Below are 16,472 nucleotides of genomic sequence, written 5' to 3' on the forward strand. Positions count from 1 at the left end.
CTGGTGACGCTGTTCGCGCCGCTGGTCGCCCAGTTCGCCGTCAAGCTCGGGCCACCCGAGTATTTCTGCCTGATGCTGCTGGCCTTCACCACCGTCAGCGCGGTACTGGGCAAGAGCACCTTGCGCGGCCTGGCGGCGCTGTTCATCGGGCTGGCGATCGGGCTGATCGGGCTGGACCAGATCTCCGGCCAGACCCGCTACACCGGGGGCCTGCCGGAGCTGATGGACGGCATCGAAATCGTGCTGGTGGCGGTGGGCCTGTTCGCCGTCGGGGAGACGCTCTACAACGTGCTGTACGAAGGCCGGGTGGAGCCCACGCGCAATTCCTACCGCAAGGTGCACATGACGGGCCTGGAGTGGCGTCGCTCGTGGCCGGCCTGGCTGCGCGGCACCGCGATCGGTTTTCCGTTCGGCACCATTCCGGCCGGCGGCACCGAGATCCCGACCTTCCTGAGTTACGGCGTGGAGCGCAAGCTGTCCAAGCACAAGGAGGAGTTCGGTCGCGAAGGCGCGATCGAAGGCGTGGCCGGCCCGGAGGCCGCCAACAACGCTGCCGTCACCGGCACGCTGGTGCCGCTGCTGACGCTGGGCATCCCCACTTCCACCACCGCTGCCATCCTGCTGGGAGCCTTCCAGAACTACGGCATCCAGCCCGGCCCGCAGCTGTTCACCAATTCGGCGGCACTGGTCTGGGCGCTGATCGCCTCGCTCTACATCGGCAACGTGATGCTGCTGATCCTGAACCTGCCGCTGGTGGGCCTGTGGGTCAAGCTGCTGAAGATCCCGCGCCACTCGCTGTATGCCGGCATCCTGATCTTCGCGACGGTGGGCGTCTACGGCATGCGCCAGAGCGCGTTCGACCTGGTGCTGCTGTATGTCCTGGGCCTGCTGGGCGTGCTGATGCGGCGCTACGATTTCCCGACCGCGCCCGTCATCGTCGGCATGATCCTGGGCCCGCTGGCCGAGGCGCAGCTGCGCAACGCGATGTCGATCGGCGAGGGCAGCTGGCTGGTGTTCGTGCAACGGCCGATGTCGGCGGTGCTGCTGGCCATCGTGCTGACGGTGCTGGTGCTGCCGCGGCTGCTGCGGGGCAGGAGAGTGGATGAAGCGTACTCGGGGAGTTGAGCGAGGCAAGCCTCAGCCCCGTAGGGTGTGCAGCTTTGCTGCGCACCAGCCACCGCCGCCAGGTGCGCAGCAAGCTGCACACCTACCGGGATGCAGGCGCATCAGCTAAGTGCTTTCCCCCGGGGAACACGGGGCAGCCCCCGCTACCATCGCCCCATGCCATCCGACCAAACGCTGCCGCTCGACGGGCAGCGCATCCTGGAGCTCGCCGCCCGCTCGATGTTCGAGCTGTTCGCCAACGCCAGCGAAGGCATGCTGCTGGTCGACCGCGAGGCGCGGGTGGTGTGGATCAACGACCAGTACAAGCGCTTCCTGCCGGCCCTGGGCTTTCCGCGGGTGGAGGACTTCGTGGGCCATCCGGTGTCCGACGTCGTCCACAACACGCAGATGCACCGGGTGCTGCAGACCGGCAAGCCGATCCTGATCGACCTGCTGTCCAACAAGGCCGGCACCTTCGTCGTCAGCCGCATCCCCTTGCGCGACGACGCCGGCGCCGTCATCGGGGCGCTGGGCATCGTGCTGTTCGACCATCCCGAGACCACGCTGCAGCCGCTGATCCACAAGTTCGCCAACCTGCAGCGCGACCTCGATGACGTGCGGCGCGAGCTGGCCAGCCAGCGCCGCAGCAAGTACACCCTGGCCAGCTTCGTCGGCAGCTCGCCGGGGGCGCTGGAAGTCAAGCGCCAGGCCCGCCGCGCGGCGCAGTCGTCCAGCCCGGTGCTGCTGCTGGGCGAGACCGGCACCGGCAAGGAACTGCTGGCGCATGCCATCCACGCCGCCTCGCCGCGCGCGCGCGCGGCCTTCGTCAGCATCAACATTGCCGCCGTGCCCGACACGCTGCTGGAAGCCGAGTTCTTCGGCGTGGCGCCGGGCGCCTACACCGGCGCCGACCGCAAGGGCCGCGACGGCAAGTTCAAGCTGGCCGACGGCGGCACGCTGTTCCTGGACGAGATCGGCGACATGCCGCTGTCGCTGCAGCCCAAGCTGCTGCGCGCCCTGCAGGAAGGCGAGATCGAACCGCTCGGCTCCAACAAGGTGCTCCCCTTCGACGCCCGCGTGATCGCCGCCACCTCGCGCGACCTCGGCGCGCTGGTGCGCGAAGGCAAGTTCCGGGAAGACCTGTACTACCGCCTCAACGTGCTGCCGGTGCGGGTGCCGCCGCTGCGCGAACGCCGCGCCGACATCCCCTTGCTGGCCGAGGTGCTGGTGGAAGACATCGCGCTGCGCAACGGCACGGCGCCGTTCGAGCTGGCCGCGGACGCGCTGGCCATGCTGTGCTCGCAGGCGTGGCGCGGCAACATCCGCGAGCTGCGCAACGTGCTGGAGCAGGCAGCGATGCGCAGCGAGACCCAGCAGATCGAGGAGCTGCACCTGGCACAGGTGCTGCGGGAGGCCGGCGTGGAGCGCCTGCCGCCGGCCGCGCCGCCGCCGCGGGTGCGCGCGGCGCCGGCCGGCGACCCGCTGCGTCCGCTGGCCGAGCAGGTGGCCGAGGTCGAGCGCCAAGCCATCCAGGCGGCGATGCAAGCCACCGGCGGCAACAAGCTGGCAGCAGCCAAGTTGCTTGGAATTTCGCGGGCCAAGCTCTACGAGCGCCTCGAGCTTCCTGCCTGAATTGGAGTCATCTGTCTGGAAATCAGTCAATCCAACTGTATGAATTTCGCGCACTCGCACCGACCTCTGCAGGAATTCCCTTTCAGATCAACCACTTGGCAGCTGGCACGACGCGTGCGTTGAACACGCCGCCAAAATCAAATCATCAGGAGACACAACATGCATCGCCGCACCTGGGTCGCAGCCGCCATTGCCGCCGCCACGCTCGCCTCCCCCGCCGTCTGGGCGCAGGGCAAGGAAATCAGGATCGCCCACGTCTACAGCCGCACCGGCCCGCTCGAGGCTTACGGCAAGCAGACCCAGACCGGCCTGATGATGGGCCTGGACTACGCCACCGGCGGCACCATGATGGTGGGCGGCAAGAAGATCGTCCTGATCGAAAAGGACGACCAGGGCAAGCCCGACCTGGGCAAGTCGCTGCTGGCCACCGCCTACTCCGACGACAAGGCCGACGTCGCCATCGGCCCGACCTCCTCGGGCGTCGCGCTGGCCCTGCTGCCGGTCGCCGAGGAATACAAGAAGGTCCTGCTGGTGGAGCCCGCCGTGGCCGACTCCATCACCGGCGACAAGTGGAACAAGTACATCTTCCGCACCGGCCGCAACAGCTCGCAGGACGCGATCTCCAACGCCGTGGCGCTGGACAAGCCGGGCGTGACCATCGCCACCCTGGCGCAGGACTATGCTTTCGGCCGTGACGGCGTCAAGGCGTTCAAGGAATCGATCAAGACCGCCAAGATCGTCCATGAGGAATACCTGCCTGCGACCACGACGGACTTCACCGCCGGCGCGCAGCGCCTGATCGACAAGCTCAAGGACATTCCCGGCCGCAAGGTGATCTGGATCGTCTGGGCCGGCGCCGGCAACCCGTTCAAGATCGCCGACCTCGACTTGAAGCGCCACGGCATCGAGATCGCCACCGGCGGCAACATCCTGCCGGCGATGGCCGCCTACAAGCAGTTTCCCGGCATGGAAGGCGCCACCTACTACTACTTCGGCATCCCGAAGAACCCGGTGAACGAGGCGCTGGTGGCCAACCACTACAAGCAGTTCAAGACGCCGCCGGACTTCTTCACGGCCGGTGGTTTCTCCTCGGCGATGGCCATCGTCACGGCGCTCAAGAAGACCAATGGCGACGCGACGGCCGCCAAGCTGATCCCCGCCATGGAAGGCATGAGCTTCGACACGCCCAAGGGCAAGATGACCTTCCGCAAGCAAGACCACCAGGCCATGCAGAGCATGTACCACTTCAAGGTCAAGGCCGACCCGGCGTTCGCCTGGGGCGTGCCGGAACTGGTGCGCGAAATCAAGCCCGAAGAAATGAACGTCCCGATCCGGAATAAACGGTAAGCGGACTTCGCGGGGCGACGGTCGTCGCCTCGCTCCTTCGAGATTTCCATTCCCCCTGATCCCTGCCCCGCGCGATCGGGGCAGGCATCGCGCACCCTGCGAAAGCCATGAGCCTCCTCGCCACCCAGGACCTGACCATCCGCTTTGGCGGCCACGTCGCGGTCAACGGCGTCACCTGTGCCTTCGAGCCGGGCACGCTGACCGCCATCGTCGGCCCCAACGGCGCCGGCAAGACGACCTATTTCAACCTGATCTCGGGCCAGCTCAAGGCCAGCAGCGGCACCGTCACGCTGGGCGGGCGCGACCTGTCGAAAGACTCGCCCTCGCAGCGCACCCGCGCCGGCCTCGGCCGCGCCTTCCAGCTGACCAACCTGTTCCCGCGCCTGTCGGTGCTGGAGAACGTGCGGCTGGCCGTGCAGGCCACGCGCGAAGGCAAGCACCGCCGCGGGCTGAATTTGTGGAGCATCTGGAGCGACCACGCGGCCCTGACCGAGCGCGCCGACGAAATCCTGGTGACCGTGGCGATGAAGGACAAGGAGCACGAGCTGGTGGCCAGCCTGCCGCACGGCGACCAGCGCAAGCTGGAAGTGGCGCTGCTGATAGCGCTGGAGCCGCAGGTGTTCATGTTCGACGAGCCCACCGCCGGCATGAACGCCGCCGAGGCGCCCGTCATCCTCAACCTGATCCGCCAGCTGAAGGCGGACAAGACCAAGACCATCCTGCTGGTGGAACACAAGATGGATGTGGTGCGCGAACTGGCGGACCGGATCATCGTGCTGCACAACGGATCGCTGGTGGCCGACGGCGAACCGGCGGAGGTGATCGCCTCGCCCGTCGTGCAGGAAGCTTACCTTGGCATTGCCCCGAAGGAGGCCGCATGAACCCGATTCGCTCCCTCCCCCTCCGGGGGAGGGCTGGGGTGGGGGCATCCCCCGCGCCCACCAGCACCGCCGAGCGCCCCCATCCCGACCTTCCCTCAGAGGGGGAGGGAGCAAAGCAATGAGCGACAACCTGTTGACCCTGTCCGCCGTGCAGACGCACATCGGCGCGTACCACATCCTGCACGGCGTCGACCTGGCCGTGCCGCGCGGCCAGCTGACCATGCTGCTCGGGCGCAACGGCGCCGGCAAGACGACCACGCTGCGCACGATCATGGGGCTGTGGTGCGCCTCGCAAGGCCGCATCATCTTCGCCGGCCAGGACATCACGCAGGCCACGACGCCGCAGATCGCCGGCCTGGGCGTGGCTTACGTGCCCGAGACCATGGGCATCTTCGCCGACCTGACGGTCAAGGAGAACATGCTGCTGGCGGCCCGCGCCGCCAAGCGCGCGGCGCAGATGGACGACAGGCGCCTGCAATGGATTTTTACGCTGTTTCCCGCGGTCGAGAAGTTCTGGAACCACCCGGCCGGCAAGCTGTCGGGCGGGCAAAAGCAGATGCTGGCGGTGGCGCGTTCCATCGTCGAGCCGCGCGAGCTGCTGATCATCGACGAGCCCAGCAAGGGCCTGGCGCCCGCGATCATCAACAACATGATCGACGCCTTCGCGCAGCTGAAGGCCAGCGGCGTGACCATCCTGCTGGTGGAGCAGAACATCAACTTCGCCAAGCGTCTGGGCGACACCGTGGCCGTGATGGACAACGGCGTCGTGGTGCATGCCGGCGCCATGAAGGAGCTCGCCGAGAACGAGGAGCTGCAGCACTCGCTGCTGGGGCTGGCGCTATGAACATGCTGAAAGATTTCGACTGGAAGCCGCTGGCCCTGGTGCCGGGGCTGGCGCTGCTGGTGCTGCCCTTCATGGGCTCGGGCTCCACCTGGGTCACGCTCACCGTCGCCGGGCTGGCGATGGGCATGATCATCTTCATCATCGCTTCCGGCCTGACGCTGGTGTTCGGCCTGATGGACGTGCTGAACTTCGGCCACGGCGTGTTCATCGCGCTGGGCGCCTTCGTCGCCACCAGCGTGCTGGGAGCGATGGGCGACTACACCTCGTCGGGCAGCATCTGGGTCAACATGATGGCGGTGCTGCCGGCGATGGTGATCGCGATGCTGGTGGCCGCGGCCGTCGGCCTGGCCTTCGAGCGCTTCATCGTGCGGCCGGTGTACGGCAATCACCTCAAGCAGATCCTGATCACCATGGGCGGGATGATCATCGGTGAAGAGCTGATCAAGGTCATCTGGGGCCCGATGCAGATCCCGCTGCCGCTGCCCGAGGGCATCCGCGGCGCCATCCTGCTGGGCGACGCGGCGGTGGAGAAGTACCGATTGATCGCGGTGGTGGTGGGCCTGCTGGTGTTCGGCCTGCTGCTGTGGGTGCTCACGCGCACCAAGATCGGCCTCCTGATCCGCGCTGGCGTGCAGGACCGCGAGATGGTCGAGTCGCTGGGCTACCGCATCAAGGTCCTCTTCATCGGTGTCTTCGTCGTCGGCAGCGCGCTGGCCGGCCTGGGCGGCGTGATGTGGGGCCTCTACCAGCAGAACGTGACGCCGCAGATGGGCGCGCAGGTCAACGTGCTGATCTTCATCGTGCTGATCATCGGCGGCCTCGGTTCCACCACCGGCGCGCTGGTGGGCGCGCTGCTGGTCGGCCTGATGGCCAACTACACCGGCTTTCTGGTGCCCAAGATGGCGCTGTTCTCCAACATCCTGCTGATGATGGCCATCCTGCTGTGGCGCCCGCAGGGCGTCTACGCGCTGAGCAAGTAAAGGGCCGACATGCTGACCCGCCTCTTTTCCAACGACTTCCCGCGCAGCCGCATCCTGGCGATGATCCTGCTGCTGGTGTTCCTGGCACTGGCACTGACGCCGTTCCTGATTCCTGGCGTCAAGGCGCTGAACGTGGCGGCCAAGGTGCTGGTGTTCATCGTGATGGTGGCCAGCTTCGACCTGTTGCTCGGCTACACCGGCATCGTCAGCTTCGCCCACACCATGTTCTTCGGCATCGGCGCCTACGGCATCGCCATCGCCTCCACGCGCATGGACGCCGGCTGGGGCGCGCTCGCCGTCGGCCTGCTGCTGGCGCTGGCCGTGTCCTTCGTGCTGGCGGCGGCCATCGGACTGTTCTCGCTGCGGGTGCGGGCGATCTTCTTTTCGATGATCACGCTGGCGTTCGCGGCCGCCTTCCAGACGCTGGCCTCGCAGCTGTCGGAGTTCACCGGTGGCGAGGACGGGCTGACGTTCAAGATGCCCGAGGCGCTGTCGCCCAGCTTCGAGTTGTCGGCCACGCCGTTCCTGGGCGTCTCGCTGGACGGCCGGCTGATCTGCTACTACCTGCTGTTCGCGGTGGCGGTGGTGCTGTTCCTGGCCATGCTGCGCATCGTCAACTCGCCGTTCGGGCGGGTGCTGCAGGCGATCCGCGAGAACGAGTTCCGGGCCGAGGCGATCGGCTACCGCGTCGTCATCTACCGCACCGTCTCCAGCGTGCTGTCGGCGCTGTTCGCCAGCATGGCCGGCGCCATGCTGGCGATCTGGCTGCGCTACAACGGACCGGACACCACCTTGTCGTTCGAGATCATGCTGGACGTGCTGCTGATCGTCGTCATCGGCGGCATGGGCACCATCTACGGCGCGGTGATCGGCTCCGCCCTGTTCGTGGTCGCCCAGAGCTACTTGCAGGACCTGCTGCGCCTGGGCAGCGAAGCCGCTGGCGGCGTGCCGTGGCTGGCGGCGCTGCTGTCGCCGGACCGCTGGCTGCTGTGGCTGGGTGTGCTGTTCGTGCTGTCGGTCTACTACTTTCCGTCCGGCGTGGTCGGCCGGCTGCGCGCCTTGCGCCAGCCGCCGCCGCGGGCGCCAGCGCCACGGGCCCGGACCACCTGAGGGAGCATCGCATGGCACCCACCTCCAACTATGTCACCTGCGCCGGCCGCGAGATCCACTACACGGAGTGGGGCGCGCAGAACCGCCCGACGGTGATCGCCTGGCACGGCCTGGCGCGCACCGGCCGCGACATGGACGAACTGGCCCAGGCGCTGGCGGGCCGCTTCCGGGTGGTCTGCCCCGACACGCTGGGCCGCGGCTACAGCCAGTGGAGCCCCGACCCGGGCAACGAATACCGGCTGGAGTTCTACGCGCGGCTGGCGGCCGACCTGATGGACCGCCTGGGCATCGCGCGCGCGCACTGGGTCGGCACCTCGATGGGAGGCGCTATCGGCACCGCCTGCGCCGGCGGCATCTTCCAGCCCCAGCTGGCCGGGCGCATCCAGAGCCTGGTTCTGAACGACAACGCGCCGCGGCTGGCGGCGGCGGCGGTGGAACGGATCCGCAACTACGCGGGCAATCCGCCGGCCTTCGAGTCGATGGCGCAGCTGGAAGCGTTTTTTCGCCAGGTCTACAAGCCTTACGGCTGGCTGAGCGATGCGCAGTGGCGGCGCCTGACGCAGACGTCGAGCCGACGGCTGCCGGACGGCCGCGTGACGCCGCACTACGACCCGGCGATGGTGCGCCAGTTCACCGACCACCCGAACGACTACGACCTGTGGCCGCACTACGACCGCATCCGCGCGCCGGTGCTGGTGCTGCGCGGCGCCGAGTCCGACCTGGTGCTGCCGGACGCGGTCGCCGAGATGCTGGTGCGCGGGCCGGGCAAGCTCGGGCTGACGCGCGTGGTGGAGGTGCAAGGTTGCGGCCACGCGCCGGCGCTGAACGTGCCGGAGCAGCTGGACCTGGTGCAGGGCTTCATCGAGCAGCACCAGCTGTGACGGCGCAGGCGCAGGCGCAGCGGTGCGCAAGCGCAGCTTGCACACCATTCCGACCCACGTTATTCCTTCGCCCCCGACGCCACGGCGCGTTCCTTCTGCGCCTTGAGCTCCTGCGCATCCGGGGCTTCCTGCGTCGGCCAGCCCGCCAGGTGCCGTTGCGCGATCTCACCCAGCGCCGTGATCCACGCGTCGTCGGCATTCAGGCACGGGATGTAGTGGAAGCGCTGGCCGCCGGCTTTCAGGAAGGCGGCTCGGCCTTCCAGCGCGATTTCCTCCAGCGTCTCCAGGCAGTCGCTGGTGAAGCCCGGACACACCACGTCGACCCGCTGCTTGCCCGCTTTGGCCAGCGCGACCAGCGTCGGCTCGGTGTACGGCTCCAGCCACTTGGCCTTGCCAAAGCGCGACTGGAAAGTCAGCGTGTATTGCTGGTCGTCCAGTCCCAGCAACTGGGCCAGCAGCCGAGCCGTCTTGTGGCATTCACAGTGGTAAGGGTCGCCCAGCTGCAGGGTGCGCTCGGGCACGCCGTGAAAGCTCATCACGAAGTGGTCCGGCCGGCCATGCTCTTGCCAGTACTTCCCGATGCGCCTGGCCAGCGCCTGCAGGTAGCCGCGGTCGTCGTGGTAACGGTTGACGAAGCGCAGCTCCGGGATGCTGCGCTGCCTGGCGCTCCAGGCGTTCACCGCATCGATCAGGCTGGCGGTGGTGGTGCCGGAGTACTGCGGATACGCGGAGAGGATCAGGATGCGCGTGGCGCCGGCGGCCTGCATCGCGTCGAGCCGGCTGGCGATCGACGGCGAGGCATAGCGCATCGCGTAGTCGACCAGCACGCGGTGGCCGCTCTCGCCCAGCCAGCCTTGCAGCCGCTTGGCCTGGCGCGCGGTCCAGACCTTCAGCGGCGAGCCGTCGTCGGTCCAGATCGTCGCGTACTTGGCGGCCGACTTCGCCGAGCGCAACGGCAGGATCAGCCCGTGCAGGATCGGCAGCCACACCAGGCGCGGAATCTCCACCACGCGCCGGTCGCTCAGGAACTCGGTGAGGTAGCGGCGCACGGCCGGCGCGGTGGGGGCATCCGGGGTGCCCAGGTTGCACAGCAAGACGCCTGTCACCGCCGCTTGGCCATGGTGGTGTACATCGATGTTCTTGGCCGCGCGCGTCGTTTGCATGCGGTATTCTCGCCGCCATGCTCGACACGGGGAAAATCAAGGCCGTCACGATCGACCTGGACGACACTTTGTGGCCGATCTGGCCGACCATCGAGCGCGCCGAGAAGGCGCTGCACGACTGGTTGACCGACCACGCGCCCATGACGGCGGCGTTGTTCTCCAGCCCGGGGGCGTTGCGCGAAATCCGCGAATACATGGGCCAGAACCGGCCCGACCTCAAGCACGACATGAGCGCATTGCGGCGCGAGTCCATCCGCCTGGCGCTGTACCGCGCCGGCGAGGACCCGCTGCTGGCCGAACCGGCCTTCGAGTCGTTCTTCGCCGAGCGCCAGAACGTGACCTTGTTCGACGACGCCCTGGCCACACTTGAATTCCTGGCCCAACGCTATCCCCTGGTCAGCCTGTCGAACGGCAATGCCGACCTGCGGCGGGTCGGCATCGCGCGCTTTTTTCGCGCCGCCATCACGGCGCGCGAGTTCGGCGTCGGCAAGCCCGACCCGCGCATCTTCCATGCCGCCGCCGGCGCTGCCCAAGTGCAGCCGCACCAGATCCTGCACATCGGCGACGACGCCACGCTCGATGCGCTGGGCGCGCTCAATGCCGGCATGCAGGCCGCGTGGCTGAACCGCTCGGACGCGCTCTGGCCGCACCAGCAAGAGCCGCACGTGACGGTGACGACGCTGTCGCAGTTGTGCGAGTTGCTGGCTGAATGATGGTGCCGTTGCGGCTTCGAGCCGCAATCCATGCAGCGATGGTGCGATCGCGCGCGGATCCCGGGGCAAGCCCGGGACGACGGGTGCCGGCTTACCCCAGCTGCCGCGCCACGTCCAGCCCGGAGCGCACCGCCCCCTCCAGCGTCGCCGGATACGGACCGTCCACGTAATCGCCGCAGGCCCACAGGCCAGGCGCGATGGCGATCCCGGGCCGGCGCAGGCCCGGGGTGCAAGCGAAGGTGGCCCGCTTTTCCACCACCGTCTGCAGCAACTGCACTTCGTAGCCCAGGGCGCGCGCCTGCGCCAGCACGCGCGTTTCGATGCCGTCGCGGTCGTCGCCGCTGGCGCTGACCACGAAAGCCAGCAGCCCTGGCGGTCCGCCCAGCTGCCCGCGGTCGAACACGAACTGCGCCGGCGCATCCGGGCCGCAGCGCAATGCCAGCAGGGGCAGTGCCAGGCGCGGCCCGCCGGTGACGTAGACGGTGGTGATGGCCTCGAACGCCAGTGCCTCGGCCAGCGCCGGCCACTGCTCGCCCGTGTCCGCCGCCCGGGCCAGCCGCGCGGCCTGCGGCGGCGGACAGGCCAGCACCACGTGGTCGAAGGGCACGTCGTCCACTTGCCAGCCGATGCCGTCGCGCGCGATGCGCTGCACCCGCGCGCCCAGGCGCACCCGCGCACCGCGTGCCTCCAGCCAGGCTTGCGCGGCCTCGGGAAACAACGCGCCCAGCGGCTGGCGTGGCAGCAACAGGTTGGAGCCGCCCCAGCTGCCGTGGCCGCGGCCGAACAGGGCGTCGCGCAGCACGCGCAGGAACACCTGGCCGCTGGAGCGGTCGGCCGGGGTGTTGAGCGCAGCCACGCACAGCGGCTCGACCAGCTCGGCGCGGATGCGCGCGGTCAGCGAGCGACACAGGTCGTCGACGCTGGCCTGCGGCGCGCAGCGAAAGCCTTTCAGCTGCCAGCCGGCGGCGGCGCGCAGCAGCGAGGCCTTGTCTTTCCAGCTCCAGCCGCGTGCCGTGAGGATGCCGGCAACCGCGTCCAGCGGCGACGGCCACGGCGGCAGGGCGATGCCGCCGCCGTCGGGATGGCGCAGCACCAGCGGCAGCCGCAGCAGGGCTTGCTGCGGAGCGACGCCCACGCGGTCCATCAGCGCCAGCGTCTCCAGGTAGGCGCCGATGAGGATGTGCTGGCCGTTGTCCAGCGCGGCCTGCGTGCCGTCGGCCAGCTTGACCTGCAAGGTGCGGGCGCGGCCGCCCGGCACGCGGGCAGCTTCGTACACGGTGACGTCGTGGCCAGCCCCGGTGGCCGCCACGCCGGCGGCCAGCCCGGCCCAGCCCGCGCCGACCACGGCAACGCGCCGCGTCACGAGGTGCGGCCCAGCGCCTGCACCTTCCACGCCAGCCACAGCTTGCGCAGCGGCGTCAGGGAGATGCGCTGGTTCAGCACCTTGAACTCCTCGGCCTCGATTTCGCGCAGCAACGTGCGGTAGATGCTGGCCATCATCAGGCCGGGCTTTTGCGCGCGCCGGTCCTGCGCCGGCAGGACGGCCAGCGCTTCGTCGTAAATCGCGTGGGCCCGCTGGGCCTGGAACTGCATCAGGGCGACGAAGCGGTCCGAGTGCTTGCGCTGCAGGATCTCGTGGGCCTTGACTTCGAACTGCTGCAGCTCGCTGACCGGCAGGTAGATGCGGCCGCGGATCGCGTCCTCGCCGACGTCCCGGATGATGTTCGTCAGCTGCATCGCCTGGCCCAGCTTGTGCGCGTAGGCCGTGGTCTGCGGCTCGGTCTGGCCGAAGATGCTGGCCGACACCTCGCCCACCACCCCCGCCACCAGGTGGCAATAGGTCTTCAGGCCGGCGAAGTCCAGGTAGCGGGTCTGCTCCAGGTCCATCTGGCAGCCGCGAATGACCGACTGCAGCTGCTCCTCGCGCAGCCCGAACGGCTCGACGCAAGGCATCAGTGCCTTGGTGACCGGGTGCGTGGGCCGCCCGGCGAAGGCCTGCGTCACCTCGGCACGCCACCAGGCCAGCTTGGTGCGCGCGATCGCGGGGTCGCTGACTTCGTCGACGACGTCGTCCACCTCGCGGCAGAAGGCGTAGAAGGCCGTGATGGCGGCCCGCCGCGGTGGCGGCAGGAAAAGGAAGGCGTAGTAGAAGCTGCTGCCGGACGCGGCTGCCTTCTGCTGGACATAGTGTTCCGGCGTCATGCTCCGATTCTCACATCAGCAGAGCACGCCACAGCACCGGCACCGCATCCAGGCGTTTGAGGGTGGGACGGCGATGCAACGTGTCGAAGCCCAGCGCCTCGATCCGGTCCAGGATCCGCAGCCCGCCCTGGACCACCAGCCGCAGTTCCCAGCCGGCCCGCCCGGGCACGGCGTGGACCAGCGGCGCGCCCGACAGCATCAGGCTGCGCGCCCAGTGGCACAACTGCGCGATCAGGACCGGCGCGGCCGGATGGGCGCGCCAGGTGGCGGGGGCATCCGGGTCCATGCCGTGCCGGCGGCAATCCTCGGCGGGCAGGTAGTAGCGGCCGCGGGACAGGTCCAGGCCGACGTCCTGCCAGAAGTTGATCAGCTGCAAGGCGCTGCAGATCGCGTCGCTGCGGGCGAGTGACTGCGCATCCGTCACGCCGTAGAGGTGCAGCAGCAGCCGCCCGACCGGGTCGGCCGAACGGCGGCAGTACGCCAGCAGCGCGTCGCGATCCGCGTAGCCGGCGCCGTCGCGGGTCTGTTCGACGTCCTGGGTAAAGGCATCGAGCAGGTGTGACAGCGGCGCCTGCGGCAGGCCGTGGCTGGTGATCGCCCGCCGCAGCGGCCCGAACACCTGGGGCCAACCGCCGGCGCCGGGGCCGCCGTCGTGGCAGGCCTGCAACTCGCGCCGGTACGCGGCCAGCGCCGCGAGCCGCTCGGCGGGCGTCGCTTGTCCTTCATCGGCGATGTCGTCGGCGGTGCGGGCGAACCAGTAGATCGCCGCGATCGGCGGTCGCAACGCCGGCGGGCACAGCCAGGAAGCGACCGGGAAGTTTTCGTAATGGTCGACCGGGGCGTGCCGGTCGTCGGATGCAGGGCTCACTCGGCGATTGTCGCTTGACAAGAAAGTGCGCTTTTTCTAAATTACTAACCGGTCAGTCAGTAGCCACGCATTATTCCCATGTTCCACATCTCCACCTCTTCGCGCCTTCCGTGGGCCGCCCCCTTGCTCAGCCTGGCGCTGCTGGCCGCCTGCGCACGCAGCGAGCCGGCCCCCGAGCCGGTGCGGGCCGTCAAAGTGATCACGGTCGGGGCCAGCGCAATGCAGTCCGGCTCCGAGTTTTCTGGTGAGGTTCGGCCGCGCATCGAATCGCGGCTGGGCTTTCGTGTCGGCGGCAAGATCACGCACCGGCAGGCCGAGGTGGGCCAGCGGGTCACGGCCGGCACGGTGCTGGCGCAACTGGATCCCCAGGATTACCGGCTGGCGGCGGATGCGGCCCGGGCCCAGGTGGCCGCGGCGGCGACCAATCGCGAGCTGGCGGCGGCGGACTTCAAGCGTTTCGACGCGCTGCGCGAGCAGAACTTCATCAGCGGCGCCGAGCTGGAGCGGCGCCAGGCCACGCTCAAGGCCGCCCAGGCCCAGCTGGAGCAGGTGCAGGCCCAGCTGGCGTCGCAAGGCAACCAGGCGCGCTACACCAGCCTGGTGGCCGAGGTCTCCGGCGTCGTCACCGCCGTCGAAGCCGAGCCGGGGCAGGTGGTGACGGCCGGCACGCCGGTGGTGCGGATCGCGCAGGATGGCGCCCGCGACGTCGTGTTCTCGGTGCCGGAAGACAAGGTGATGGCGATCCGCGCCGGCACCGCAGTGGCGGTGCGCTTGTGGGCCGGGCAGGGCGAGGTGGCAGGGCGCGTCCGCGAGGTGGCCGCCAGCGCCGACCCCGCCACCCGCACCTATTCGGTCAAGGCCTCGCTGGACGCGGCGGCCCAGCCGCCCTTGGGCGCCACGGTGACCGTGCTGCCGCAGGCGCTGCGCCACGACGCCGTGCAGGCGATCAAGGTGCCGACCAGTGCGCTGCGGCAGGAGGGGCAGGGCACGGCGGTCTGGGTGCTCGATCCGGCGACGATGACGGTCCGGTCGCAAGCCGTGCAAGTGGCGACGGCCGACGGCAACGACGCCGTCATCTCGAGCGGATTGACGCCGGGCATGCAGGTGGTGGCCGCCGGCGTCCATGTCCTGGCGCCGGGCCAGAAGGTGACGGTCTGGCGCGACAAGGGCGCAGTCCCGCTGGCGGCAGTGGCCACCACGCGCTGAGGCCGTCATGCAAGTCGAACCCGACCGCGGTCGTTTCAACCTCTCGCGCTGGGCGCTGGAGCATCCGGCGCTGACGCGCTACCTGATGGTGGTGCTGATGCTGCTGGGCGTGGCGGCCTACTTCCAGCTGGGGCAGGACGAAGACCCGCCCTTCACCTTCCGCGCCATGGTGGTGCGCACCTACTGGCCGGGCGCCACCGCGCAGCAGGTGGCCGAGCAGGTCACCGACAAGATCGAGCGCACCCTGCAGGAGGTGCCTTACTCGGACATCATCCGCAGCTACTCCAAGCCGGGCGAGTCGCAGATCATCTTCCAGATCAAGGACTCGTCCAAGGCGGCCGAAGTCGCCCACGTCTGGTACACGGTGCGCAAGAAGGTCGGCGACATGCGCCAGACGCTGCCGGGCGGCGTGCAAGGGCCTTTCTTCAACGACGAATTCGGCGACGTCTACGGCGTGATCTACGCGCTGGAGGCCGGCGCGGGCTACGACTACGCCGAGGTCAAGACCTTCGCCGACGACGTGCGCCAGCAGCTGCTGCGCGTGCCGCACGTGGCCAAGGTGGAACTGTTCGGCGCGCAGGACGAAAAGCTGTTCGTCGAGATTTCGCAGATGCGGCTGGCGCAGCTGGGGCTGGACCTGAACCAGGTGATCGCCCAGCTCGGGCAGCAAAACGCCGTGGAATCGGCCGGCGCCGTGCAAACCCCGCTGGACGTGGTGCAGGTGCGCGTGGCCGGCCAGTTCGAGGCGGTGGAGCAGCTGCGGGCGATGCCGATCCGCGGCGCCTCGGGCAACCAGCTGCGGCTGGCCGACATTGCGCAGGTCAAGCGCGGCTACGTCGATCCGCCGCAGGTCAAGGTGCACCACCAGGGCCGGGAGGTGATCGCGCTGGGCGTGTCGATGGCCAAGGGCGGCGACATCATCGCGCTGGGCAAGGCGCTGCGCGCGGCCACCGGCCGCATCGACGACGAACTGCCGGCCGGCATCCGGCTGGTGCAGATCCAGGACCAGCCCAAGGCGGTGGCCAGCTCGGTCAACGAGTTCGTCAAGGTGCTGGTCGAGGCGGTGGCGATCGTGCTGGCCGTCAGCTTCATCGCGCTGGGCCTGCACAGGCGGCCGGACGCGGCCTCGCTGCCGATCTGGAAGCGCTGGACCATCGACATGCGCCCCGGCCTGGTGGTGGGCATCACCATTCCGCTGGTGCTGGCCGTGACCTTCCTGGCGATGCACTACTGGGGCATCGGGCTGCACAAGATCTCGCTCGGCTCGCTGATCATCGCGCTCGGCCTGCTGGTGGACGACGCCATCATTGCGGTCGAGATGATGGTGCGCAAGATGGAGGAGGGCTACGACAAGGTCCGCGCCGCCACCTTCGCTTACGAAATCACTGCCATGCCCATGCTGACCGGCACGCTGATCACGGCGGCCGGGTTCCTGCCGATCGGCATGGCCAAGTCGCTGGTCGGCGAATACACCTTCGCCATCTTCGCGGTGACGGCCGCGGCGCTGGTGATCTCGTGGGTGACCTCGGTGTTCTTCGTGC

Annotated in this window: 15 protein-coding genes; 11 read left to right on the forward strand and 4 right to left on the reverse strand. The window is 68.9% G+C overall.

What is annotated here, in order from left to right:
- From JWP65_RS06145 to JWP65_RS06180, 8 genes are all read left to right on the forward strand, one after another.
- Positions 1–1,125: tripartite tricarboxylate transporter permease (locus JWP65_RS06145; RefSeq protein ID WP_299761492.1), on the forward strand; the 1,125-nt coding region annotated here is incomplete at its 5' end.
- 156 nt (positions 1,126–1,281) lie between these two features.
- Positions 1,282–2,736, forward strand: coding sequence for a sigma 54-interacting transcriptional regulator (locus JWP65_RS06150; protein WP_299761495.1), 1,455 nt, complete (start codon positions 1,282–1,284; stop codon positions 2,734–2,736).
- 159 nt (positions 2,737–2,895) lie between these two features.
- Positions 2,896–4,083 (forward strand): substrate-binding domain-containing protein, encoded by a 1,188-nt coding sequence (locus tag JWP65_RS06155; protein WP_299761498.1) that lies wholly within the window; start codon positions 2,896–2,898, stop codon positions 4,081–4,083.
- Between the two features lie 107 nt (positions 4,084–4,190).
- Positions 4,191–4,964 carry an ABC transporter ATP-binding protein gene (locus JWP65_RS06160; RefSeq protein ID WP_299761500.1) on the forward strand — a complete coding sequence of 258 codons (774 nt, stop codon included), beginning with the start codon at positions 4,191–4,193 and terminating at the stop codon, positions 4,962–4,964.
- A 118-nt stretch (positions 4,965–5,082) separates the two neighbouring features.
- Complete coding sequence (locus JWP65_RS06165; RefSeq protein WP_299761503.1) at positions 5,083–5,808, forward strand: ABC transporter ATP-binding protein; 726 nt, start codon at positions 5,083–5,085, stop codon at positions 5,806–5,808.
- The gene (locus JWP65_RS06170; RefSeq protein WP_299761505.1) at positions 5,805–6,788 is read left to right on the forward strand and encodes a branched-chain amino acid ABC transporter permease; all 984 of its coding nucleotides are present in this window, start codon (positions 5,805–5,807) and stop codon (positions 6,786–6,788) included. The genes JWP65_RS06165 and JWP65_RS06170 overlap by 4 nt, the downstream gene beginning before the upstream one ends.
- 9 nt (positions 6,789–6,797) lie before the next feature.
- Positions 6,798–7,898, forward strand: coding sequence for a branched-chain amino acid ABC transporter permease (locus JWP65_RS06175; RefSeq protein WP_299761507.1), 1,101 nt, complete (start codon positions 6,798–6,800; stop codon positions 7,896–7,898).
- A gap of 11 nt (positions 7,899–7,909) precedes the next feature.
- The gene (locus JWP65_RS06180) at positions 7,910–8,779 is read left to right on the forward strand and encodes an alpha/beta hydrolase (protein ID WP_299761509.1); all 870 of its coding nucleotides are present in this window, start codon (positions 7,910–7,912) and stop codon (positions 8,777–8,779) included.
- 59 nt (positions 8,780–8,838) lie between these two features.
- Here JWP65_RS06180 and hemH read toward each other — a convergent pair whose 3' ends face one another.
- On the reverse strand, positions 8,839–9,942 hold the full coding sequence (hemH, locus tag JWP65_RS06185) for a ferrochelatase (RefSeq protein WP_299761511.1): 1,104 nt from the start codon (positions 9,940–9,942) through the stop codon (positions 8,839–8,841).
- A gap of 17 nt (positions 9,943–9,959) precedes the next feature.
- Here hemH and JWP65_RS06190 point away from each other — a divergent pair, with 17 nt between their 5' ends.
- The gene (locus tag JWP65_RS06190) at positions 9,960–10,655 is read left to right on the forward strand and encodes an HAD family hydrolase (protein ID WP_299761513.1); all 696 of its coding nucleotides are present in this window, start codon (positions 9,960–9,962) and stop codon (positions 10,653–10,655) included.
- A 91-nt stretch (positions 10,656–10,746) separates the two neighbouring features.
- Here the strand turns inward: JWP65_RS06190 and hpnE are convergent, their stop codons facing one another.
- From hpnE to hpnC, 3 genes are read right to left on the reverse strand one after another with little or no spacing between them, the layout of a single operon-like run.
- Complete coding sequence (gene hpnE / locus JWP65_RS06195) at positions 10,747–12,018, reverse strand: hydroxysqualene dehydroxylase HpnE (protein ID WP_299761515.1); 1,272 nt, start codon at positions 12,016–12,018, stop codon at positions 10,747–10,749.
- Positions 12,015–12,857, reverse strand: coding sequence for a presqualene diphosphate synthase HpnD (gene hpnD / locus JWP65_RS06200; protein WP_299761518.1), 843 nt, complete (start codon positions 12,855–12,857; stop codon positions 12,015–12,017). The genes hpnE and hpnD overlap by 4 nt, the downstream gene beginning before the upstream one ends.
- Positions 12,858–12,867: 10 nt before the next feature.
- The gene (hpnC, locus tag JWP65_RS06205) at positions 12,868–13,725 is read right to left on the reverse strand and encodes a squalene synthase HpnC (RefSeq protein ID WP_299761521.1); all 858 of its coding nucleotides are present in this window, start codon (positions 13,723–13,725) and stop codon (positions 12,868–12,870) included.
- Positions 13,726–13,803: 78 nt separating this feature from the next.
- Between hpnC and JWP65_RS06210 the strand changes: the two genes are divergently transcribed.
- Both JWP65_RS06210 and JWP65_RS06215 read left to right on the forward strand, forming a co-directional pair.
- Complete coding sequence (locus JWP65_RS06210) at positions 13,804–14,931, forward strand: efflux RND transporter periplasmic adaptor subunit (RefSeq protein ID WP_299761524.1); 1,128 nt, start codon at positions 13,804–13,806, stop codon at positions 14,929–14,931.
- A 7-nt stretch (positions 14,932–14,938) separates the two neighbouring features.
- On the forward strand, positions 14,939–16,472 hold a 1,534-nt coding region (locus JWP65_RS06215), incomplete at its 3' end, for an efflux RND transporter permease subunit (protein ID WP_299761527.1).

Origin of the sequence: Ramlibacter sp. (assembly GCF_028292805.1) — a bacterium.
Lineage (GTDB): Bacteria > Pseudomonadota > Gammaproteobacteria > Burkholderiales > Burkholderiaceae_C > Ramlibacter.

What these genes read in the sequence shown, in the direction of transcription:
- JWP65_RS06150 (WP_299761495.1), top strand. Translation starts at nt 1,282, where the DNA reads ATGCCATCCGACCAAACGCTGCCGCTCGACGGGCAGCGCATCCTGGAG.
- JWP65_RS06155 (WP_299761498.1), top strand. Translation starts at nt 2,896, where the DNA reads ATGCATCGCCGCACCTGGGTCGCAGCCGCCATTGCCGCCGCCACGCTC.
- JWP65_RS06160 (WP_299761500.1), top strand. Translation starts at nt 4,191, where the DNA reads ATGAGCCTCCTCGCCACCCAGGACCTGACCATCCGCTTTGGCGGCCAC.
- JWP65_RS06165 (WP_299761503.1), top strand. Translation starts at nt 5,083, where the DNA reads ATGAGCGACAACCTGTTGACCCTGTCCGCCGTGCAGACGCACATCGGC.
- JWP65_RS06170 (WP_299761505.1), top strand. Translation starts at nt 5,805, where the DNA reads ATGAACATGCTGAAAGATTTCGACTGGAAGCCGCTGGCCCTGGTGCCG.
- JWP65_RS06175 (WP_299761507.1), top strand. Translation starts at nt 6,798, where the DNA reads ATGCTGACCCGCCTCTTTTCCAACGACTTCCCGCGCAGCCGCATCCTG.
- JWP65_RS06180 (WP_299761509.1), top strand. Translation starts at nt 7,910, where the DNA reads ATGGCACCCACCTCCAACTATGTCACCTGCGCCGGCCGCGAGATCCAC.
- hemH (WP_299761511.1), bottom strand. Translation starts at nt 9,942, where the DNA reads ATGCAAACGACGCGCGCGGCCAAGAACATCGATGTACACCACCATGGC.
- JWP65_RS06190 (WP_299761513.1), top strand. Translation starts at nt 9,960, where the DNA reads ATGCTCGACACGGGGAAAATCAAGGCCGTCACGATCGACCTGGACGAC.
- hpnD (WP_299761518.1), bottom strand. Translation starts at nt 12,857, where the DNA reads ATGACGCCGGAACACTATGTCCAGCAGAAGGCAGCCGCGTCCGGCAGC.
- JWP65_RS06210 (WP_299761524.1), top strand. Translation starts at nt 13,804, where the DNA reads ATGTTCCACATCTCCACCTCTTCGCGCCTTCCGTGGGCCGCCCCCTTG.